The sequence below is a fragment of the Halobacterium jilantaiense genome (assembly GCF_900110535.1).
Classification (GTDB): Archaea; Halobacteriota; Halobacteria; order Halobacteriales; family Halobacteriaceae; genus Halobacterium; species Halobacterium jilantaiense.
In genome coordinates this window covers 709,201-729,351 of the sequence record NZ_FOJA01000001.1, presented here as the reverse complement: position 1 = coordinate 729,351, position 20,151 = coordinate 709,201, and the positions used below count along the sequence as shown (strand labels likewise).

The following is a 20,151-nucleotide window of genomic DNA, read 5'->3' as shown; positions in this document are numbered from 1 at the left end:
CGGCGACCGGGTCCAGACGGGGCCGGCCCGCTGGCTCGGCCCCAGTCACTGGTCGCGCCTCGCGAGTGCGACGCCGGCGAGCGCAATCAGCGCCGCGACCAGTGCCGCCTCCAGCGTGAACCCCGGCACGGTCGCGGGCGCGTCCGCTGTCTCGCTCGTGGTCGCCGTGTCGCCGCCCGCGACAGTGACGGTCACGCTCTGCCCGGCGACGCTCGCCGTGTACGTCCCGGGTTCGACGAGCCGGCGCGTGAACGACACTGTGCGCGTCTCTCCCGGTTTCACGGACACGTTCTCGACCCCGACCCGCTCCCCGAATAGCGCCAGTTCGACGGCCATCGAGCCGACACTCCCGCCGTCGTTGCGCACGGTGGCGTTGACGTGGAATCGGTCGCCAGACGCGACTTCGCTCGCGCTCGCCGAAACGTCGGTCACGGCGAGCCGCGGGTCGGCCGGCGTCACGTCCACCTCGACGCGGCCCGCTCGCTCCGCGGTGACTTCGTACGCGCCCGCCGTCTCGAAGCGGTGAGAGACGCTGAAAGTCGTGTTCTCGCCCGCGTCGAGCGTGACCGTCTCCGTCGCGAGCACGTCGCCGTCGAGCGTGAACGTCACGTTCGTCGTGCCCGACCCGTTCCCGGTGTTCGCGACGCCGACAGCGAACGTCGCGTTCTCCCCGGTGAGCAGGTCGGTGTTCGTGACGTTCAGTTCGCCGACCGCGAACTCGGGCTCCGGCTCGGGTTCCGGCTCTGGGTCGTCGGCCTCGTCTCGGTAGTCGCCCGAACTGCTCTGGTCGCCGCCACTTCCGCCTCCGCCGCCCGCACCGCCACCACCACCCCCGCCGCCTGCACCACCGCCTCCGCCACCGCCACCACCACCTCCGCCACCGCTCCCGTCGTCTGGCTCGGAGACGGTGATATTCAGCGTCGCGGTGTCCGTCAGCGTCTCGTTCGCCGAGTCGTTCCCGCTGACGGTCAGTTCGACGGTGTAGGTGCCGGCAGCGCCGTAGGAGTGGCCGACGACGCCTCCGGACGCCGCCTCGCCGTCGTCGAACGCCCACTCGTAGTCGTCGACTGTGTCTGCGGGCGTCGACCCGGTGCCGTCGAACGTCACCGACTCCCCGGTCTCGACCTCGGTCGCAGACGCGTCGATGGCGGCCGAGAGCGTCGGCGTCTCGTTCGCCGGCTGGACGGCCAGCGACGCCGTCGCCTCGCCGGTCTCGCCGGCCGCGTCGGCGACCACGACGGACGCCTCGTAGGTGCCCGCCTCGTCGTAGCTCGTGGTGGTCGTCGGCTCGGTGGTGTTCCGGTCGACGGCTCCGTCGCCGTCGAGGTCCCACTGGTAGTCGACGACCCCGTCGTCGTCGGTAGAGTTCGACGCGTCGAGGACGACGGGCTCGCCGACGGTCGCGTTCGCCGGGACGGAGAGCGAGGCGTTCGGCGGGTCGTTCGCGTCCACGACCGTGACCGGCGCGCTCGCGTTCGCCGTCTGCCCAGCCCCGTCGACGACCGTCACCGTCGCCGTGTAGTTCCCCGGGGACTCGTAAGCGTAGGTCGCCGTCGGCTGTTCGGTCGCGTCCTCGACCTCGCCGTCGCCGTCGAGGTCCCACTGGTAGGCCGCGATACCCCGGTCGTCGCTGGCGTTCGACGCGTCGAAGGTGACAGACTCGCCGACCGCCGCCTCAGCGGGCGCAGTCAGGGCCGCGGTCGGTGGCTGGTCGGCAGCCACGACCACGGTCGCCGTCGCCGTGTCGGTCGCGGTCTGGGTGTCCACGACGGTCACGCTCACGGACCACTCGCCCGTCTCGTTGTAGGTCGTGGTGGTCGTCGGCCCGGTGGTGTTCCGGTCGACTGTCCCGTCGCCGTCGACGTCCCAGCGGTACTCGGCGATGCCGTCGTCGTCGGTGGAGTTCGACGCGTCCAGCGTCACTGTCTCGTTCGGCGAGACGCTGTCGGGCACCGACAGCGACGCATCCGGCGGCGCTACGACCGCCACGTCCAACTCGGCGCTGTCGTGGTTCGCGTACTCGTCGTACGCCGTGACGTTCACCGTCTTCGTCCCACCGCTGTCGAAGGAGTGTGTGACAGTCGGACTCTCGGTGGTCGCCTCCGCGTCACCGTCGCCGTCGAAGTCCCACTCGTAGCCCGCCACGTCGCCGTCGGCGTCGGTCGTCCCGGACGCGTCGAAGGTCACGGTCTCCCCCGGGCTCGCGTTCGCCGGACCATCGAGGGCGGGCGACGGCGGCGAGCCGGCCCCGCAGCCGTCGTGGTGGACGAACACCCGCTGGTCGAGCGAGAGGTCGGCGACGACCGCGCCGCCAGTCCCCCGGAGCGTCCAGCCCTCGGTCCTGTTGCCGTCGTCGCCCGAGTACGGCCACTCGCCCCAGAAGTCCGCCGCCTCGTTGTACCCCGGGTCGATGGTGATGGTCTCGAAGTCCCCGCCGTCGAGCCCCCGGAACGCAGCGCCGTCCGTGCGGTTCGGGCCGTACTTCCAGTCGATGTCGGCGGTCGAGTCGCCGTCTTCGTACTCGAAGTCGTCGTCCTGCGTGCCGTTCGCGTAGTAGTCGTCCTGAACGGCGAGTTCGCCGCCGGACGGCAGCCCCGTGAGCGTCCACGTGATGGTGCCGCCGCCGTCCTCGACGCCGCGCTCGTCGTGGACGACGACGAGACTCGTCCCGTTCGCGCCGTCGTAGACGAACAGCGAGGACTGCGCCGTCGCCTGGAACGCGTCGGTCCCCCACGAGCTGTACGTCCCGTTCCCCGTCCCGTTGTGCGTCTCCGGGTTCCGGTAGTCGTAGAACGACTCGACGGTCTCGCTGCCGTCGCCCGCCGGTTCGACCGGCTGACAGTTCGTGCCCTGTGCGACTGCGACGCTCGCCGGCGCGTCAGCGCCAGCGGACCCCGCGAACAGTGCGAGCCCCGGAACCGCGGCCACGGCACCCGCAGTGACGACCGCCGCGAGCGTGACTGCGAGTACCCGCCGCCGACTGGTCTCTGGACCGGTCATTGTGGCCCGCTACCGCCGAGCGCGCTATTGTTATAGAGCGGCTGTCGACTGCTTCGCCCCGATTTCGGGCGTGCGAAGGCCCTGTCGGTAGCTCGACGGGACTCGGTAAGGACGTGGCTGGAACCGCGCCCCGACGGCGCTCGCGACTCGTCGTCGCCCGGTACCCAGTGTGTAACGGCCGTTCGACCGTCGCCCACAGGTCGGACGGCGACGGGTCGCGTCTCGGGGCGCTTAAGCCGCCCAGTCGCCTACCCGGTGGCGTGCAGAACGTCACGGACCGAACGAGCAACCCCTTCGACATGCGGCCGCCCTGCGACGCCGTCGTCCCCGGGTACGGCGACGTGAACGCCGACCTGCACGTCGTCGGCGACCACCCCGGCGTCCACGGCGGTGTCGAGTCCGGCATCCCGTTCACCGACTCGCCGGCGGGCGACCGGCTCCGCGAGGCGCTGCGGGCCGGCGGCGTCCTCGACGACGAGGACGGCCCCGAGGGCGTGTTCTTCTCGTACCTCCACGCCTGCGTGCCCGACGGCGAGCCGACCCCCGAGGACTACCGGGAGATGGAGCCGTTCTTCGACGCGGAACTGCGCGCCATCACCGCCCACGTCCTGCTGCCGGTCGGCGAGCGCGCGACCCGCCACGTCCTCGCGAACTACACCGCAATCGCGCCCGACGACGTGACGCTCTCCGAGATCCACGCGACGGACCTCCACGGCAGCGGCTGGCTCGTCGTCCCCTGCCTCGACCCCGCCGGCTGGAGCGACGACCAGGAAGCCGACTACGTCGACGCGCTCCGGAGCTTGCTCGGGACAGACTACCAGCGGGAAGCCGACCTCGGGCGGTTCCTCGTCGGCCCCGAACCGTACACGGTCCGGTAGGGTGACGACCAGTCCGGTCGCGTTCGACAGAGGCGGCCCGGAGGCGGTGGCGAGTGCGGAACGTCAGTCCTCCAGCGGGGGCACGTCGCCCAGGACAGCGAGGCTGTCCATGTCGCTGGCCGTGAAGAACACGGCGTCGTCGACCATGACTGGCGGGACGATTACGTTGGGGCTGCGGCCGAAGTCCCAGTACCAGCGCATCTCCCCTGTCTCGCGGTCGAGCGCGCTGATTGTCGTCTGGTTCGATGCGAAGCTGGGGTCACTGAGCGGGAGCACGACCGTCTGGGATCCGACGCAGAGTTCCGATTTGCTCTCCGGACGGTCGCGGTACCACTGCTCCGCGCCGGTTTCAGCGTCGACCGCTACGACGCCGCCGTAGCTGGCAGCGAAGACCGTCCCGTTGGCGGTACCGAGCCCGACGATATCGTGTACCCCGTTCTCGTGCGTGAACGTGAAGAGTTCGCGGCGGCGCTCGCCCGTCTCCGGGTCGTAGACAACGAGCGTGCCGTCGTCGTCGACCACTACACCACTCTCGGTCACGACGGGCGGTACGGACCAGGGATGATCAGTTAGTTCGGTCTGCCAGCGCTCGGAGCCGTCGGCCAGCGAAATGGCGGCGAGGCTCGGCGCGCCGTCGATCTCGCCGACGGCGAACACGCGCTCGCCGGCCACCGCCGGCGCAAGGGAGAGCCCGCGGACCACATCTGACTCCCAGTGTTGCTCCCCGTTCGCTGCCCCGAACGCTTCGATGCCGTCCTCGGACGCGAGCAGTATCGTCCCGGTGGCGTCGTCCGCGACGAGCAACTCCGAGAACTTGAGGCCGTTCGTCGTCTCGGTCCAGATTCGCTCACCACTCTGTCGGTCGAGCGCGACGAGCGTCGTGTCGTAGGCGACGACGAGCCGGTCGTCGACGAGGGCCATCCCGTTCTCTCCGCTCGCGTCGAGGGTGGTTCGCCACTGCTCGGTGCCGTCCTGCGCGTCGAGTGCGAACACACTCCCGTCTTTGCTCGGGTCGAAATTCGTCAGGTAGACCGTACCGTCGGAGACCACGGGCCGCCAGCGGGTGAACGCCTTCGACGTCCACGCCACGTTTCCACGCGGTGGCGCAGACACGTTCGGCGCGAATGAGTTCGCGCCGTCCGCGCCGTGCTGTGGCCACGTTCCCGTGGGTGTCTCTGGGAGGGGTCTGTCCCGCCTCGACGACGAAAACACCGACAGACACCCCGCGAGAGAACTCGCACCGACGGCCGCTGCAGTCAGGACTCGTCTGCGGTTCACAACTTGACTGTGGAGGGCAGTTTCCATAATAATTCGTCGAGTACTACGGTAGAATATTTTGTGGCGTAGTCCCGTGCCGACCGTCAGGTACGGCACGCCGACACGCCAAATACTGGGGGGTCTGTCCACGTCGAGACGACGGTACGACTACAGTTTATTGACAGCACCGCGAGAGTACGCTCCCGCGAACCACATGCAGGAGTACGCGGAGTTCTCGACGAAGTCGTCCCAGTCGTCGTGGTTGTTCGGACCGTTCTCGACGATGGTCTCGTAGACCTGGTCGGAGTAGTTCGTCGAGTCGCCCGCGACAGTCTCACAGGCCGCCTGCATTGAGCCGTCCCACTGGGGGTTGTTCATCCCCTCGGAGAACCGCTGGCTGAACGACTTCGACGTGTCGTTGGCCGAGCTCCAGTTGTCCTCGATGAACTGCTTGTACGCGAAGTGAATCGTGCCCTGCGTGTCCAGAACCTGCGGCCCGATCGAGCCGGTGTGGAGGGGATGGGACACGTCTTGGAGGAAGTGGAACGCCTGTCCGACCTCCTCGAAGTCCGTGCTCCCGGATGTCGCGCTCTCCCAGTGGGCCTGAGCGTCGTCGGGAGCCGCGCCGTGGACTTCGACCTGCAGGAGGCCGATTCCGATGGGCAGGAACGCGGCGAGGATTCCGTCGGCTTGGAACTTCTCTCCGCCCGGAACGTACATGTGATGCGGGCTCGCGGAATCGTCGATGTCCCGAATCGCCTTCCGAATTTCGTCCTCGACGAGACTGAGGGAGATGTCGACTATGTCGAACCGGTCGCCGAGGTACAGCCAGCCGTCCGAACAGACCTGGCACTTCTGATCCCACTGGTCGGGGTCGACGGCTCCGTCTTTCAGCGTGCCGGATTTGTTTTCGTGTTCCGTTCCTTGGACTGCAGCCGCGGCCATCTTCTTGTGAATGGTCCCGGAGTGTGCCGGTTCGACCTGCGTGTCGAACTCCTGTTGGAGACTGGTCCCGGCACTCGACGCGATTCGTCCGACGGCTTCGCCGCCGTTCTCTGCCTCTGTTAGTTCGCTTCGACCGACATCTGTCTCCCAGAGCGAGGCAGCCTCTGGTTCTGTGAGGTGGTACGTGAGTTCTCGTTCGTCTCGCTCGTCGCGTTCGAGTTCGACGTCGTACGTCGAGCGGAACTCCTTCAGCGTCGCCTGCTTTCGTCGAGTTTCGGTCGCGCTCGCGGGTGCTTTCCGCAGCAGTTCGTTGATTCTGTCGTGGTCCACCGTGAGCAGCCACCAGTGCCGTCCGACAGCCTCCCGAACGTCGTCGCCTACCGTTCGGTACTTGAAGTCGAACGGCGATTCGGGGAGGTTCTCCGACGCGGCCAGTCCGGTTCTCGCACTGGTGACAGCCGGGATTCCCGCGATAGCCGTACTACTCGCGACGCCTTTCAGGAACGTCCGCCTAGTTGGGTCTGTCATGCGAACTGCACTTGGAGATGATGCGGAGAGTGGTTAAAACTACGGATGTTTAAAAATAGTTTAGTTAGATTCTGTGTCTAAAATTTTGAGAGAGATATACTACTATTGTGTGTTTTCTGCCGGGGCGTTCGGAAAATGTGTGAGTGATTCCCATTAGGTCCGGTAGGCGACATATCGGAGATTCTTGACGTGCCCCCTCACGAACTCAATCCAGTGGCCAAGCAGTGCGACCGAGGGTCTAACCACCTCTCTGGAGCGCGCGAACCCCCCGCACGGCGCGGGCACCACTGTGGACGACACAACTATTTGTTCGAGCGACCGCTACGCCCTCGTCGTGTACCACATCCAGTTGACGAACGCCGCCTTCGAGGGCCGGAACAGCGTCTACCTCCTCGGCGTCGGCGACGACGACGCACCGACGACGCTCGTCGACACCGGCATCGCCACGCCCGACGTCGAGTCGGAACTCCGGGACGCCCTCGACGCCCGCGGCGCGTCGTTCGCCGCCGTCGACCAGGTCCTCCTGACGCACTGGCACCACGACCACGCCGGCCTCGCGGGCGCTATCCAGGCCGACGGCGACGCCACCGTCTACATCCACGAGGCCGACGCGCCGATGGTCTCACAGGACGCCGACGCCGTCACGGCGATGGAGACTAAACAGGCGGCCTACCTCGACCAGTGGGGAATGCCCGACGACAAACAGGCAGAACTCAACGACTTCCTCGGCACTCACGACGGTCTCCAGGGTCAATCGGCCGACGTGACGCCGCTGTCGGACGGCGACACCGTCGACCTCGGCTACTTCGAGGCCGAGGTCGTCCACCTCCCCGGACACGCCGCCGGGCTCGCCGCGTACGCCTTCGAGCGCGACGGCCGCCGGGAGGCGTTCGTCGGCGACGCCGTCCTCCCGAAGTACACGCCGAACGTCGGCGGCGCGGATGTCCGCGTCAAGCGCCCGCTCCAGCAGTACCTCGACAGCCTCCAGCGCGTCGAGAGCCTCGACCTCGACCGCGCGTGGCCCGGCCACCGCGGCCCCATCTTCGCGCCGACCGAGCGCGCCCGCGACATCGCCGCCCACCACGACGACCGCACCGAGCGCGTCCTCGATGTCGTCCGCGACCAGGGCCAGGTGACCGCGTGGAGCGTCAGCGCGGCGCTGTTCGGTGGCCTCCGGCACATCCACATCCTCCACGGGCCCGGTGAGGCGTACGCCCACCTCGACCACCTCGTCCATGAGGGCGTCCTCCGCGAAGTCGACGACGCCGGGCCCGCTGTCCGCTACGAACTCGCCTGAACCCAACGACTTTCGGCGCTCCCACGTAACCGTCGGGCATGGTTCAGGAGGAATCCGACCGCGAACTCGAACGAGGCGACACGGCTCCCGACTTCGACCTCCGCGGCACCGACGGCGAGACGTACACCCTCGACAGCTTCGGCGACTCCGAGGCCGTGTTGCTCGTGTTCACGTGCAACCACTGCCCGTACGCGAAAGCGAAGTTCGACACGCTCAACGACATCGCGGCGGACTACGGCGACGTCGCCGTCGTCGGCGTCAACCCCAACGACGCGGACGAGTACCCCGACGACTCGTTCGAGCGAATGCAGGAACTCGTCGACGACGGCACCATCCAGTACGACGCGTACCTCCGCGACGAGAGTCAGGACGCGGCCCGCGCCTACGGCGCGACCTGCACCCCCGACCCCTTCCTGCTGGCGAACACCGGAGACGGCTTCGAACTCGCGTACCACGGCCGCCTCGACGACGCGCTGAACCCTGACGACGAGCCGTCCCGCGAGGGCGGCGATGCCCGCGACGCCATCGACAGCGTGCTCGCCGGCGAGCCGGTCGACGACGAGTTCAAACCGTCCCGCGGCTGCTCCATCAAGTGGAGCGACGACTGACCGCCCGGTAGCCGTTTTCCCGTCGCCGCGGCACAATCGCTAAGCCCCGGGGTACCGACACGTCTGCCATGAGCCGCATCCTCGGCGACGACGTGGAATCGCTGCTCGCCGCCGCGAACCCCGAGCCGTCGCCGCTGCTCGCGGAGATGACCGAACACGGCGACGATCGAGGCTTCCCGACGGTCGGCCCGGACGCCGGCCGCTTCCTGCGACTGCTGGCGACGCTCGCGGACGCCGAGCGCGTCTTCGAGTTCGGCTCCGGGTTCGGCTACTCGGCGGCCTGGTTCCTGCCCGCGCTCCCCGCGGACGGCGAACTCGTGCTCACCGACTACGACGAGGCCAACCTCGACGAGGCCCGTGCGTTCCTCGACCGCCTCGACCCGGACGCCGCAGTGCACTACGAGGCCGGTGAGGCACTCGACAGCTTCGAGCGCTACGACGGTCCCTTCGACCTCGTGCTCCTCGACCACGACAAGGCCCGGTACGCCGAGGCGTTCGACGAGGTGGTCGAGGCCCTCGCGCCGGGCGGCGTGGTCGTCGCGGACAACATCATGGAGGGCCCGGTCACGCCCGAGAGCGTCACCGACGCGCTCCGGGGCGGCGACCCGGTCGACGACTCGACCGCCGGCATCGCGGCGTACGTCGAGCGCGTGCGGGACCACCCGGACTTCGAGACGGCACACGTCCCGCTCGGAGAAGGGCTCGCCGTGAGCACACTGACCCGCTGAGTGAGACACCGCGCTGTCGTCGTCGCTCACTCAGACGAGCATCGTGGCCCTGTAGAGCGCGTACGCCGTCAGCGTCGAACCGAACAGTGTCGCAACCCAGCTCGCGAGCGTGCCGGCGTACTTCCGGGTGTCGACGCCAGCGCCGCCCCCGCTGGCCGCGAACCCGCAGCCGGCGATACTGTTGATGATGATGTGATTGTACGAGATCGGGACACCGAGCACGTTCGCGATGACCTGCACCATCGGAATCGCCGTCACGAGAACGGCCAGCGACGTGCGCTGGCCGAGACTCGCGTACTGACGGCCGACGGCCTGTAGCATCACCGGGCTCTTCACCCACGCGCCGAGCGTGATGCCGAGTCCGCCGAACGCCATCAGCGACAGCAGGCCGAAGCCCAGGTCCTCGACCGTCCCCACCAGAGGACCGACGGCCAGTCCCACCTGACTGCCGCCGCCGATGAACGAGAACACGACCCCGGCGAACAGCACCGCACTGTCGACCCACCGCTCGACACGCGGCGACTCGGGGACGAGCCGTTCCAGCGCGACCGTGACGCCGTACGCCAGCACGACCGCGACGACACCCGACGCCACCCACGCACCGAGTGTGAGCGTCCAGTAGTCGAGATTCGGGTCGTAGCCGGCGGCGAACCCCACGCCGGCGACCGCGCCGAACGTCGAGAACGCCACCGGTATCGAGTGTTCGAAGTAGATACCCAGTCCGACGAAGACGCCGATGACCACGAGTGCGACCGTTCCCATCCCGAAGGTCACGGGCCCGGAGACGATTTCCGTCCCCACGCCCCGGGTGACGGCAGCCCCCTGTGCGACCGCACCGACGAACCCGACGGCACCGACGACGAACGCACCACGGAGCACCGTAATCGAGTTCGACCCGACTGCGGGAGCCATCGACACCGAGACGCTGCTGGCACCCGTCACTGCCGCGACGACGAACGAGATGAGAAACGCCCCCACGAGGAGAATCGGTGAAGGCACGAACTGGCAGGCGCTTGCTCCGCTCTGGAGAAAAACGTGGTGGATTCGACGCGGCTGCGCGCGGTTTCGTCCCAGGATTTAGGTGTCCTGACCGGTACGTTCCCGGCGTCGACGAGACAGCAGAACTGCACCGAGTAACCGACTCGCAGTGACGACACCATCCACATGTCCGAGGACAGGCAGACGCCTTCGTCACCGTCTGAACGTATCGTGACGGAATCGATACGCGGCCCCCGACTCCGGGAGTTCGCGCCGCCGACGCGCCCGCTCGTCGAGAAGCTCCGCGAACTGGTCGGCGAACGCAGCGTACTCGGTTCGGTCGCCGGCTGACGACAGGCCCGTCGTCGGGGCTTCTTCTCGGCGTTACGCCTCGGCTTCGGCGGTCCGCTCCTGGAACTCCTCGACGCGAGAGAGCGCCGCCTCTTCGCTGCCGACCTCCACGCGCTCGTAGGCCGACCCCTCGTCGGCCTGCTCCAGTCGGTCGTAGGTCACCGCCCAGTCGCCGCGCGCCGTCTGCCGCAGCCGGATGACGGCGTTGCCGTCCGCTCGCTCCCACTCGCGACCGGCCTGCCGCTCGACCTCGTGGTACTCCATGCGGGCGAATACGAGCGCTGCGACGTAAGCGCGGCGCTTCCGGTTCGACGCGCTCCTACTCGTCCGGGGAGTCCCAGTCCGCGTGTTGGTGGTCCTGGGTCGGCTCGACGCGTTCGAGGACGACGCCCTCGACGAACCCGCCGCGGTCGTCGGTCTTCGCCGCTCGCATCTCCTCCAGGTAGTCGCGGTCGACGTCCCGCGCCGCACAGATGGCGTCGACCACGTCCAGCACGTCCCCGAGTTCGGCGACCGTCCGGCCGTCGGCGAACTCCTCGGCCTCCTCGACGAGCTTCTCGGCGAGCCGGTCGCGGTACTCCTCGCCCTCCGCGCGGTAGGTGACTGGCGTCTCGCCGTCCTCTCGAATCTCGGACGGTACGTCGTCGCGCACGAGCTTGTCGTACTCTTCGCTCATGGGCTGTCTCCGCCCGACAGTGGCAAAGAACTGTCGTCTACCGTCAGCAGGTCACTCGATCGCGGCCAGCACTTCGTCCGCGTGTCCCTCGGGGTCGACGCCCTCGAATGCGGCCGCGATAGCGCCGTCCGGACCGACGACGTACGTGTTCCGGGACGTGACCGACAGCAGGTCGCCCTGAATCTCGCGCTCGCCGTAGGACTCGTACGCGGTCGCGACCTCGCCGCCGTCGTCGCTCAGGAGGTCGAACGGCAGGTCGTACTTCTCGTGGAAGTCGGCGAGGTCCTCGACGGGGTCGTCGCTGACGCCGAGCACGGGCACGTCGGCGTCCGCGTAGCGGTCCCAGTTGTCTCGGAAGTCACAGGCCTCCTTCGTGCAGCCGGGTGTGTCCGCTCGCGGGTAGAAGTAGACGACGACGTGCTGGTCCTCGAAGTCGGACAGCGCGACGGGCTCGCCGTCCTGATTCGCCAACTCGAACTCCGGAGCCGTGGTGCCTTCCGCTAGCATACTCCCGGCTTCGCGGGCCCCCGGGGAAGCAGTTACGGTACCAGCGAGAGCGCGTACAGCGCGGCCATCCCGACGACGACGGTGGCGAGCATGTCTTCCGTCTTCCACGCGACGCCCGCCGCAATCACGCCCGCAACCAGTCGGTCGTTCCCGAGGGAGACTGAGAGCCCGTCGCCGTAGAGGACGAGTTCGGGGAGCACGAGCGCCGCGAGCACTGCCGGCGGGACGAACGCGAGCACGCGCTTGACGCGCGCCGGCACCTCGTCGGCGCGCCCGAACAGCGTCACGAACGACACCCGGAGCAGGTAGGTGCCGACCGCCGCGGCGAGCACGACCAGCCAGAGCCTCATTGTCCCACCCCCGCGGCGTCGGCCACCGCACCGGCCGAGATACCGACGACGGCGGCGACGACGATGCCGACGTTCATCGGCAGCCCAGCGGCCGCCACCGCCGCGAAGCCGCCCACTGCGGCCGCGACGCCCGTCGCCTCGTCCGTGATGGACGGAACGAGCAGGGCGAGGAAGAGCAGCGGCACCGCGAAGTCGAGCTGGAGGCCGTCCGGGACGGCGTCCCCGACCACCACGCCCGCGGCCGTTCCGGCCACGTAGCCGACGTAGATGGTCGCGCAGACCCCCAGCCAGTACGCGAGCTGGTCGGTCTCGGGGTCGCGTTCGTACTCGGTGACGGCGATTGCGAACGTCGTGTCGACGATGAACTGGCTGGCGAACAGCCGCCACTTCGACGTGAACTCGCGGAAGTACGGCGCGATGGCGGCGCTGTACATCACGTAGCGCAGATTCACGACGACGGCCGTCAGCACGACGACGGCGAGCGGCGACCCCTGCTCCAGCAGTTCGATGGCGGCGAGCTGGCTCGCGCCGCCGAAGACGAGCGCCGACAGCGCCACCGACTGGAGGTCCGAGAACCCCGCCTGAACGGCGGCCGCGCCCGCGACGAAGCCGAACGGGACGTTCGCCGGCAGCGTCGGCACCGAGTCCCACGCGCCGGCGAGGAAGTCCCGTCGGTCGGTCATGGACTCGTGGTAGTCGGTCCGCCGGCCAAGAGCGTTCGCGTTCCGGCAGCCCGAGGCGTCCGCCGGCCGCCTCAGAACGAGTAGTCCGACTCGCGCAACTGCGCGTACCGGCCCTTCCGGAGCCCGAACTTCGCCTTCCGGTACTTCGTGTAGAGGCCGAGGCCGCCCGCCGCGGAGCGCGCGTTCGACTTCGAGATGAGCTTCCCGCCGTCGCTGCCCTCCAGCATCGTCCGCGTGATGCGGATTGTGTCGTCCCAGTCGTCGGGCCCGAAGTCGCCGACGACGTCCGCCATCGCGACGTTGCGCTTGATTTCGTCGCCGATGGCGTCGTGCCAGGCGTCGTTGTACTCCGTCAGCCGATCCTCGGCGGCGAGCCGGCCGGCGAGCAGGCCGGTGCGGTGGGCGACGTGGTCGCCGCCCTCGTGGAACGCCGACGTGGTGCCCATCGCGCCGCCCGCGACCGCGATGCCGGCATCGACGGGGGACTCGATGGGTCGCGTCGACGAGATGGGGTACGTCTCCGTGCCGTTCGACTTCCCGTGGTCCACGGCGAGCGGGAAGTCCTCGTCGACGTCGTACTCGTCACCGTACAGCTCTTCGAGCAGCCGGCGGATGTACACCGAGCCGGACGGAATCTGCTCGTCGTCCTCGCGGAGCAGCCGCCACTCCGAGGCGTCGAAGTCGTCGATGTCCATCCCGATGGGCATCGTGAGGCCGACGCGCGCGACGTTGCCCCGGTTCGGGAACACCCACGGGTACGCCGTCTCGCCCGGCATCCAGCCCCACCAGAACTTCAGGGAGTCGTCGTCGAACAGTTCCTCGGGGAACTGCCGGTACTCCTGGTAGGCGATGTGGTTCGCCGTCGGCGGGCTCAGCACCTCGCTGGCCTTCTTGCCGTCCGGGAGCAGCGGGTCGAGGACGCGCATCGTGACCTGTCGCTGCGGGCCGTCGGCGAGAATCAGGTACTCCGCGGTCACCTCGTCTCCGTTCCCGAGCGTGAGCGTGTGCTCGTGGCCGCCGTCGAGGTCCGAGTCCACGGACTTCACGCTCGTTCCGGCCTCGTAGCGCGCGCCGGCGTCCTCGGCGCGGTCGCGGAGCCAGTCGTCGAACTTCGCGCGGTGGAACGTGAACCCGAAGTGGTCGTAGTCGCTGTCGAGGCCGGTGCGGTCGAGGACGGCGCGCTCGCTCGGCCCGACGAACTCGGCGTCGGTGAGCGTCTTCTCGACGACGTCCTCGGGGATGTCCTCGAAGTCGAGGCCGGCGACCTCCAGCCAGTAGTCGAGGAAGCCCGCCGCGTCCGTCGAGTCCGGTCCAAGTCGCTGCCGGTCGTCGCGGGGCACGCCCTTCTCGTAGACGACCGCGTCCGCGCCGCGGTCGGCGGCCGCGTAGGCGGCGGTCGACCCCGCCGGTCCGCCACCCACGACGGCTACGTCCACGTCAGTCATGTCTTCACCCTCACCGTGCTGGTCTTAAAGTGCTTCGAGTTTTCGAGCGCAGCTACGCCGCCCGGTCGCCGGTCGCGTCGTCGCTCACGTCGTCGGCGTCTCCGAGTTCGGAGACGGCGATGAGCAGCCGGCCGCCGTCCAGCGCCGACACCAGCTTCGACTCCGTGAACGTGGAGCCGTCGGCCCGCAGCCCCTCGCTTCGGCCCCGCCACTCGCCGCCCTTCTGCACGACCGGCAGGACGTGGGTCCGGATGTGTTCGACTTCCTCCTCCGGGTGGAGTTCGGACCAGTGCTTCCCGGCGATGTCCTCGGAGTCGTACTGGTAGTAGTCGGCGTACTGCTCGTCGACCCGTTCGAAGGACTCGTCGCGGCCGACGACGGCGACGCTGCCGAGTTCGGTGTCCGACTCGCCGGTGTCGAACTGGCCGTCGTCGACGCCGTCCTCGACGGCGTGGCCGACCCGCCGCACGAGCATCGTGTACTGGTTGTCGCCGGCTTTCCGGAGGTAGTCGGTGAGGCCGGCCGCCACGATTTCGGCGGCGATGTCGGCGGGCTCCTCGCCGGAGAACAGCAACAGCGGGAGTTCGGGGTCGAACTCGCGGACCGCCTCCAGGAACTCGACGCCGTTGACTCCCGGCATGTTGTAGTCGCTGACCACGCAGTCGAACGTCTCGTCACCCTCGCGGAGCCGCGCGAGCGCGTCCGACGGGGACGTCTCGGTCGTCACGGTGCAGTCCAGGCCGCTCGCGTCGCGTTCGAGGTACGTCGTCACGAGCGACCCCATGCTCGGGTCGTCGTCGACGTGGAGAACCGACAGCCCGCGGTCGGTGGACGAAGTCACACAGCCCGTTCGCTCCCAGTGAGGATAGCTATCTCGGTCACTCACGTCGTGGCAAACCCTTCGAGAGCGGCGTGCGGACGACCCACACGCTGAAGCCCGAGCCGTCCGACAGTCGGTGTGTGCCGCGCCTCGACGACCCCGTGACAGTCGGCGGGCTCCGCCTCCGGAACCGGCTGTACCGCACGCCGCTGCTGGAGTGCGCGGGCACCGACTCGGAGACAGCCGACACGCTCCGAAGCGAACTCGAACCGGCGGCGGCCGCCGGTGCCGGTCTCGTGTGCCAGGGAGCCACCGTCGTCCGCGGCGAGGGCGGCTGTGCCGCACCCGGGATGACCCGCGTCCACGACGACGAGTTCGTCGCCGGACTCGCGCCCGTTCCCGACGCCGTCGAAGCCCACGGCGGTCGCGTGTTCGCGCAACTGGAACACGGCGGACTGCGTTCGATGGAGGTCTGGCACGCCGGCTACCGGTCGGCCCACCCCGACCTCGACCAGCTCGCCGTCTCCGACCCCCCGCTCCCGCTGCGCGCGGCCGACCGACTCGGCCTGCTCGACGTCTCGCCGCGCGTCCTCTCGACCGACGCGGTGTACGACCTCGCGGCGGACTTCGGTCGTGCCGCCGGCCGGCTCGCCGACGCGGGCTACCACGGCGTCCACGTGGCCGGCGCGAACATGGGCATCGTCCAGCAGTTCCTCTCCCCGTTCTACAACCGCCGGAGCGACGAGTTCGCGGACGGCGGCCGGTTCCTCGAAGTCCTCTACGACGAGGTCCGAGAGCGCACCGACGCGCCCCTGATTGCGAAGCTCCCGGCCGAGACGCGGGCCCCACCGGGCATCCGCCGCCACCTCTCTGCCGACGACTGCGTGGCGCTCTGCGAGCGCGCCGCCGAAATCGGCTTCGACGCCGTCGCGCCCGTCTCCGGGAGCGTGTTCTGGGATATGCACATCGTGCGTGGCGAGTACCCCGAGCGCGCCTGGGCTGACGACCGCTTTCAGGCCGGCTACGCGGACGCCTTCGGCAGCCGGTGGCGCGCGAAACTGGTCTCGCTCGCCAACCGGGTCCAGGCCCGCCGCGCCTCGTTCGAGCCCGCGTGGAACGCCGACCTCTGCCGGCGCGTCCGCGAGCGCGTCGACGTGCCCGTCATGCTGGAGGGCGGGGTCAGGGAGCGCGAGCGAATCGACCGCCTGCTCGGGGACGCCTGCGACCTCGTCGGGATGGGGCGGCCGTTCTACGCCGAACCCCGGCTGCCCGCGAGGCTGCTCGACGACCCCGACGCCGCCGTCGTCTGCGAGAACTGCAACAACTGCGCGGTCCCGCAGGCCGCGGGCGTGGACGGCGTCTGCCGGACGCCCGAGGTGCTCGCGGAGCGCGGCCGACTGGCTCGGGAGGGCGCGTACGAGACGAGCGAGGAGGACTGAGGGCTACGCCCGCTGTTCGGCCACCAGTGTCCGGACGAACCCGGCGACGCGCCGCTCGTCCCGGAGCAGCGACCCCTCGACGGCGAGCGCGTCTCTGGCCTCGGTGACCCGGGCGTCGAGGGTTCGGGACGCGTCGCTGTCGCTCCCGTTGCCGGGCGCACCGGCTGCGACGAGCGAGTCGAAGACCGGATTCAGCACGCCGCCCGCGGGGTGCGTCGTGCGCGTCGCTTCGAGGACGGCGACACGCCCGCCGGATGTGAGGCGGTCGAGCCACGCCCGGACCCCGGCTGCCGGGTCCGCCAGCATCCCGACGACGAACGTCCCGAGGACGCCGTCCACGCCGTCGACTGGCGGCCGCGCGGCGTCGCCCTGCACGAGGTGGACGTTCCGCCAGCCCGCGGTCTCGATTCGCCGCTCGGCCGCCGCGAGCATACCGGGCGTCAGGTCGACGCCCACGACGGTGCCGGTCGGACCGACGGCCTCCCGGAGGTGCGGGAGGTTCGCGCCCGTGCCACACCCCAGGTCGACGACGGTGTCGCCGCGCTCCAGGTCGAGGTCAGCGACGGCACCCGCTCGTAGCCCGTCGAGGCCCGGCAGCAGCCGCACGAACCAGTCGTAGGCCCGCGCCCACCGGCCGTACGCGGCCTGCGTCTCCGAGACGGTCACGACTGTCACTTCGACGGTCCGGTGCAAAAGCGCGCCGCCGTGCGAAAGGATAAACTGTGTGATACCTGTTTGTGGGGTATGGACGCGGTCCGGCTCGGCTACGACCTCGTGCGGGCGTACGTCTACGCGCTCGTTCTCGGGGCCGTCGCCACAGTGGTCTGGTTCCTCGCGCCGGAGCTGGCAGCGACGCCGCAGGTCGCGAGCGTCTGGTTCGCAATCGCCGGCTTCGGACTGCTCGTTCTGGTGACGTTCCTCCTCACGCAGTACTCCCGTGGCTCCTGAGGCCGTGTGCGAGCGCACCGACGACGCCCAGCGCGAGCGGGATGCCGACGCTCGCGTACAGCAGCAGGCCGGCGTCCCAGTACGCCGCGAGCCGGTCGGCCCGCCACAGCGTCCCGAGGAAGACGACCCACGCGAGCGCGCCGAATCCGAGGCCGGCGGCGAGCGCGCGCGGCCACGTCGACGCGAGCACGCCGACCGCAATCCCGCCGACGAGCAGCCCGAGCCAGTGGACCGACGCGAGCGCCAGCGACGCGGCGACGGCGACCACCGCGACCAGCGTCCGCTCGCGGTCCATCAGTCACCACCCCCGAACTCGATGCTCGGCCCCGCGAACTCCCGGTCGAAGCCGTAGTACTGGCCGTCCGCCCACGCCCGGAGCTGGTCGTGATACTGGGCGCTGAACGGGTCGCCGTCGTTGCCGCCCGGGAGGACGACGGACGCCTCGCCGTCGTCGCTCATCGGGAGGACCATCCGCCAGGAGCTCCCGGTGTCGCTGTCCCGCCGGAAGTTGTTCAGCGTCGCCGGCGACCCGTCGGTCGGCACGCCCGGGTAGTTGAGGAACGACTGGCCGAACGGGTGGTCGAGAGACGCCTCGTTGTACTCGCCGTAGGTCTCCCAGCCCTCGTCTTCGAGGCGGCCGACGGCTGTGTCGAGGGCCGTTCGCATCGCGGCCGGCGCTGAGTCCGGCGTCGCCTCTCGGTCGAACCACGGCGAGGAGTCGAGCGTCACCGTCACCCAGTCGCTCGGCCAGTAGTCATCACTCAGGTCCGCCGCCGCAAAGCCGTCGGCGTACAGCGCCTCCCGGTACGCGTCGAAGAAGACCGCGAACGCCAGCGCGCCGTCACTATCACGGTCCATTCGGTAGTCCCAGTCCGGCAGCGCGTCGAACGGCGACCCCGCGGCTGCAACGTCGGTCGCGTTGAGGAGCCGCGGAACCAGCCGACGGGCGCGCGTGTCCAGAGTGTCCCGCTGGAGGTCACGCATGTCCTCGGGAGTCATTCCGCCATCCTCGGCCCAGTCGTCGAGGACCTCGTAGAGGCGTTCGCCGCGGAACGGCGGGCTGTAGGACTCCGCGAGGTAGTAGCCCGGGTCGTCGACGATGCGCTGGTTCGCCGTGCCGACGTAGTCGGGGTTCACGACGCCCGGCTTCTCCTCGAACGGGACGAAGCCGTCCCAGGACGACTCGCCGTAGGGCGTGTACCCCCGCCACTCGCCCTCGCGGGCGGAGCCGTCGAAGACCTGCCAGCCGGGCACGCGCTCTCCGTCCGTGTACCGGTACGGAACGCGGCCCGTGACCTTGTGGTAGGTGTTGCCCTCGCGGTCCGCGTAGACGACACACTGCGTCGGCAGGTCGAAGTCGCGGGTGGCCGCCCGGAAGTCGTCCAGGCCGTCGCTGTGGGCCATCGCGTAGACGGCGTCGGTGGTCGCCGTCGCCGAGAACCCGGTCCACGCGACGCCGACCTCCTCGCCCTCGCGTTCGACGACCGGCCCGTGGACGGTCTTGCGCTTCGTGACGGTGACGTCGTCGGCACCGTCGACCTCGATGGTGTGCTCGTCGGTCTCGAACGCCCGCCACTCGTCGCCGTAGCGGTACCGGTCGCCGTCCGTCTCGTACGTGTAGCAGTCGAGGACGTCGACGCCCGCGTTCGTGAACCCCCACCCGCCAGCGTGGTTCTCCCCGATGATGACGAACGGTACGCCGGGGAAGGTGACGCCGCGCACCCAGCCGTCGCCCCAGTCGAGGTGCTGCTGGTACCAGACCGGGGGCGCGAGCAGCGACAGGTGCGGGTCGTTCGCCAGCAGCGGCTCGCCGCTCTCGGTGTACTCGCCGCCGACGACCCACGAGTTCGACCCGACGCCGGGCGGCGACTCGAAGCCCGACAGCCAGCCCGCGAGTTCGCTTGACACCGGCCGCGACTCTCGGGACTCGCTTCCGCCACCGCCGCCGCTCCCGGCACCGCCGGCGGTGCTGACGCCGTCCCGCAGAATGGGGCTGTCGTGGTCGTAGCGTCGCGGGAACAGGTCGGCCACGCCGTCGCCGAGCTCGCGGGCCAGCACCGACCGCCGGAGCGACTCGAAGCTCCCCGTGAGCGTCCACGATATCTGTAACTGCAGGAGCAGGGTGTCCTCGGGCGTCCACGCGGCCGGCTCGTAGCCCAGCAACTCGAACTCCGGCGGGAGCGTCTGGTCCTCCTGGGCGGCGTTCACGCCGTCCACGTACGCCGACAGCAGGTCGGCGACCTCGGGGTTACGGTCCTGTACGGCCGCCCAGTTCGCGTCGGCGGCGCGCGCGAAGTCCATCTGCACGCGGAACTCGTCGGAGTCCAGCGCGGCGTCGCCGACGACCGCCGACAGCTGGCCGCGCATCAGTCGGCGCTGGAGGTCCATCCCGAACAGCCGGTCGGTGCCGTGGGCGTACCCGACGGCGTGGTAGAGCGCGGCCTCGTCGTCGGCTTCGATTCGAGGCACCCGGTGGCCGTCGTACTGGAGGGTGGCGTCGCCGTACTCGCTGTCCACTCGGCCGGGCGGCTCGTCCGTCGTCGACGCCCATACGCTCCCCGACAGCGGTGAGAACTGGTCGAGGTACGTCGACGCCGGCGTGAAGAACCCGCCCGCCGCGACGCCGCCGAGGACGGCACCGATCAGGCCACGTCGCGCGGTGTCAACGTCGTCCATACCCCGGCAGTGTCGGCCCGCGGACCATAACTGTGCA

20 protein-coding genes are annotated in these 20,151 nt (G+C 69.5%); 6 read left to right on the top strand and 14 right to left on the bottom strand.

Going from position 1 to position 20,151, the window contains the following annotated elements:
- Positions 1-45 precede the first annotated feature (45 nt).
- Positions 46-3,000 carry a PKD domain-containing protein gene (locus BMW35_RS03815; RefSeq protein ID WP_089668071.1) on the bottom strand — a complete coding sequence of 985 codons (2,955 nt, stop codon included), beginning with the start codon at positions 2,998-3,000 and terminating at the stop codon, positions 46-48.
- Positions 3,001-3,260: 260 nt separating this feature from the next.
- Between BMW35_RS03815 and BMW35_RS03810 the strand changes: the two genes are divergently transcribed.
- The gene (locus BMW35_RS03810; protein ID WP_089668070.1) at positions 3,261-3,878 is read left to right on the top strand and encodes a uracil-DNA glycosylase; all 618 of its coding nucleotides are present in this window, start codon (positions 3,261-3,263) and stop codon (positions 3,876-3,878) included.
- 63 nt (positions 3,879-3,941) lie between these two features.
- Here BMW35_RS03810 and BMW35_RS03805 read toward each other — a convergent pair whose 3' ends face one another.
- Positions 3,942-5,183: an outer membrane protein assembly factor BamB family protein gene (locus BMW35_RS03805; protein WP_177170765.1), complete on the bottom strand. Its 1,242-nt coding sequence runs from the start codon at positions 5,181-5,183 to the stop codon at positions 3,942-3,944.
- Positions 5,184-5,303: 120 nt separating this feature from the next.
- Positions 5,304-6,608: a phospholipase C/P1 nuclease family protein gene (locus BMW35_RS03800; RefSeq protein ID WP_089668069.1), complete on the bottom strand. Its 1,305-nt coding sequence runs from the start codon at positions 6,606-6,608 to the stop codon at positions 5,304-5,306.
- 289 nt (positions 6,609-6,897) lie between these two features.
- Between BMW35_RS03800 and BMW35_RS03795 the strand changes: the two genes are divergently transcribed.
- The 3 genes from BMW35_RS03795 (at position 6,898) to BMW35_RS03785 (ending at position 9,241) form a co-directional block, all read left to right on the top strand.
- Entirely contained in the window at positions 6,898-7,905 is a 1,008-nt protein-coding gene (locus BMW35_RS03795) for an MBL fold metallo-hydrolase (protein ID WP_245708128.1), read from the top strand.
- Between the two features lie 38 nt (positions 7,906-7,943).
- A complete protein-coding gene (locus BMW35_RS03790) occupies positions 7,944-8,513 on the top strand; it encodes a thioredoxin family protein (protein ID WP_089668068.1) in 570 nt (189 codons plus the stop codon).
- A gap of 68 nt (positions 8,514-8,581) precedes the next feature.
- Positions 8,582-9,241: an O-methyltransferase gene (locus BMW35_RS03785; protein ID WP_089668067.1), complete on the top strand. Its 660-nt coding sequence runs from the start codon at positions 8,582-8,584 to the stop codon at positions 9,239-9,241.
- A 30-nt stretch (positions 9,242-9,271) separates the two neighbouring features.
- Here the strand turns inward: BMW35_RS03785 and BMW35_RS03780 are convergent, their stop codons facing one another.
- From BMW35_RS03780 to BMW35_RS03745, 8 genes are all read right to left on the bottom strand, one after another.
- Positions 9,272-10,240: an inorganic phosphate transporter gene (locus tag BMW35_RS03780; RefSeq protein WP_143052142.1), complete on the bottom strand. Its 969-nt coding sequence runs from the start codon at positions 10,238-10,240 to the stop codon at positions 9,272-9,274.
- 363 nt (positions 10,241-10,603) lie between these two features.
- Entirely contained in the window at positions 10,604-10,834 is a 231-nt protein-coding gene (locus tag BMW35_RS03775) for a DUF7543 family protein (RefSeq protein WP_089668065.1), read from the bottom strand.
- A 55-nt stretch (positions 10,835-10,889) separates the two neighbouring features.
- Entirely contained in the window at positions 10,890-11,246 is a 357-nt protein-coding gene (locus BMW35_RS03770; RefSeq protein WP_089668064.1) for a nucleoside triphosphate pyrophosphohydrolase, read from the bottom strand.
- Between the two features lie 51 nt (positions 11,247-11,297).
- Complete coding sequence (locus BMW35_RS03765) at positions 11,298-11,753, bottom strand: peroxiredoxin (protein WP_089668063.1); 456 nt, start codon at positions 11,751-11,753, stop codon at positions 11,298-11,300.
- 32 nt (positions 11,754-11,785) lie between these two features.
- Positions 11,786-12,103 (bottom strand): AzlD domain-containing protein, encoded by a 318-nt coding sequence (locus BMW35_RS03760; RefSeq protein ID WP_089668062.1) that lies wholly within the window; start codon positions 12,101-12,103, stop codon positions 11,786-11,788.
- Positions 12,100-12,786 carry an AzlC family ABC transporter permease gene (locus tag BMW35_RS03755; protein ID WP_089668061.1) on the bottom strand — a complete coding sequence of 229 codons (687 nt, stop codon included), beginning with the start codon at positions 12,784-12,786 and terminating at the stop codon, positions 12,100-12,102. The genes BMW35_RS03760 and BMW35_RS03755 overlap by 4 nt, the downstream gene beginning before the upstream one ends.
- Positions 12,787-12,857: 71 nt before the next feature.
- Positions 12,858-14,231 (bottom strand): NAD(P)/FAD-dependent oxidoreductase, encoded by a 1,374-nt coding sequence (locus BMW35_RS03750; RefSeq protein WP_089668060.1) that lies wholly within the window; start codon positions 14,229-14,231, stop codon positions 12,858-12,860.
- Between the two features lie 52 nt (positions 14,232-14,283).
- On the bottom strand, positions 14,284-15,072 hold the full coding sequence (locus tag BMW35_RS03745) for a response regulator (RefSeq protein WP_245708127.1): 789 nt from the start codon (positions 15,070-15,072) through the stop codon (positions 14,284-14,286).
- A 119-nt stretch (positions 15,073-15,191) separates the two neighbouring features.
- On the opposite strand from BMW35_RS03745, the gene BMW35_RS03740 reads away from it, so the two are divergent.
- Positions 15,192-16,490, top strand: a complete 1,299-nt coding sequence (locus BMW35_RS03740) for an oxidoreductase (RefSeq protein WP_089670335.1) — start codon at positions 15,192-15,194, stop codon at positions 16,488-16,490.
- Positions 16,491-16,493: 3 nt separating this feature from the next.
- On the opposite strand, the gene BMW35_RS03735 is transcribed toward BMW35_RS03740, so the two are convergent.
- Complete coding sequence (locus tag BMW35_RS03735) at positions 16,494-17,156, bottom strand: class I SAM-dependent methyltransferase (RefSeq protein WP_089670334.1); 663 nt, start codon at positions 17,154-17,156, stop codon at positions 16,494-16,496.
- A 78-nt stretch (positions 17,157-17,234) separates the two neighbouring features.
- Between BMW35_RS03735 and BMW35_RS03730 the strand changes: the two genes are divergently transcribed.
- Entirely contained in the window at positions 17,235-17,438 is a 204-nt protein-coding gene (locus BMW35_RS03730) for a hypothetical protein (protein WP_089668059.1), read from the top strand.
- Here BMW35_RS03730 and BMW35_RS03725 read toward each other — a convergent pair.
- Complete coding sequence (locus tag BMW35_RS03725) at positions 17,413-17,733, bottom strand: hypothetical protein (protein WP_089668058.1); 321 nt, start codon at positions 17,731-17,733, stop codon at positions 17,413-17,415. The genes BMW35_RS03730 and BMW35_RS03725 overlap by 26 nt on opposite strands.
- The gene (locus BMW35_RS03720; RefSeq protein ID WP_089668057.1) at positions 17,733-20,114 is read right to left on the bottom strand and encodes a penicillin acylase family protein; all 2,382 of its coding nucleotides are present in this window, start codon (positions 20,112-20,114) and stop codon (positions 17,733-17,735) included. Before BMW35_RS03720 ends, BMW35_RS03725 begins: the two co-directional genes overlap by 1 nt.
- Positions 20,115-20,151 lie beyond the last annotated feature (37 nt).

Coding starts and splice junctions, on each gene's coding strand:
- BMW35_RS03720 (WP_089668057.1), bottom strand. CDS start 20,114: ATGGACGACGTTGACACCGCGCGACGTGGCCTGATCGGTGCCGTCCTC.
- BMW35_RS03730 (WP_089668059.1), top strand. CDS start 17,235: ATGGACGCGGTCCGGCTCGGCTACGACCTCGTGCGGGCGTACGTCTAC.
- BMW35_RS03760 (WP_089668062.1), bottom strand. CDS start 12,103: ATGAGGCTCTGGCTGGTCGTGCTCGCCGCGGCGGTCGGCACCTACCTG.
- BMW35_RS03815 (WP_089668071.1), bottom strand. CDS start 3,000: ATGACCGGTCCAGAGACCAGTCGGCGGCGGGTACTCGCAGTCACGCTC.
- BMW35_RS03790 (WP_089668068.1), top strand. CDS start 7,944: ATGGTTCAGGAGGAATCCGACCGCGAACTCGAACGAGGCGACACGGCT.
- BMW35_RS03765 (WP_089668063.1), bottom strand. CDS start 11,753: ATGCTAGCGGAAGGCACCACGGCTCCGGAGTTCGAGTTGGCGAATCAG.
- BMW35_RS03785 (WP_089668067.1), top strand. CDS start 8,582: ATGAGCCGCATCCTCGGCGACGACGTGGAATCGCTGCTCGCCGCCGCG.
- BMW35_RS03775 (WP_089668065.1), bottom strand. CDS start 10,834: ATGGAGTACCACGAGGTCGAGCGGCAGGCCGGTCGCGAGTGGGAGCGA.
- BMW35_RS03800 (WP_089668069.1), bottom strand. CDS start 6,608: ATGACAGACCCAACTAGGCGGACGTTCCTGAAAGGCGTCGCGAGTAGT.
- BMW35_RS03770 (WP_089668064.1), bottom strand. CDS start 11,246: ATGAGCGAAGAGTACGACAAGCTCGTGCGCGACGACGTACCGTCCGAG.
- BMW35_RS03750 (WP_089668060.1), bottom strand. CDS start 14,231: ATGACTGACGTGGACGTAGCCGTCGTGGGTGGCGGACCGGCGGGGTCG.
- BMW35_RS03805 (WP_177170765.1), bottom strand. CDS start 5,183: ATGGAAACTGCCCTCCACAGTCAAGTTGTGAACCGCAGACGAGTCCTG.
- BMW35_RS03725 (WP_089668058.1), bottom strand. CDS start 17,733: ATGGACCGCGAGCGGACGCTGGTCGCGGTGGTCGCCGTCGCCGCGTCG.
- BMW35_RS03755 (WP_089668061.1), bottom strand. CDS start 12,786: ATGACCGACCGACGGGACTTCCTCGCCGGCGCGTGGGACTCGGTGCCG.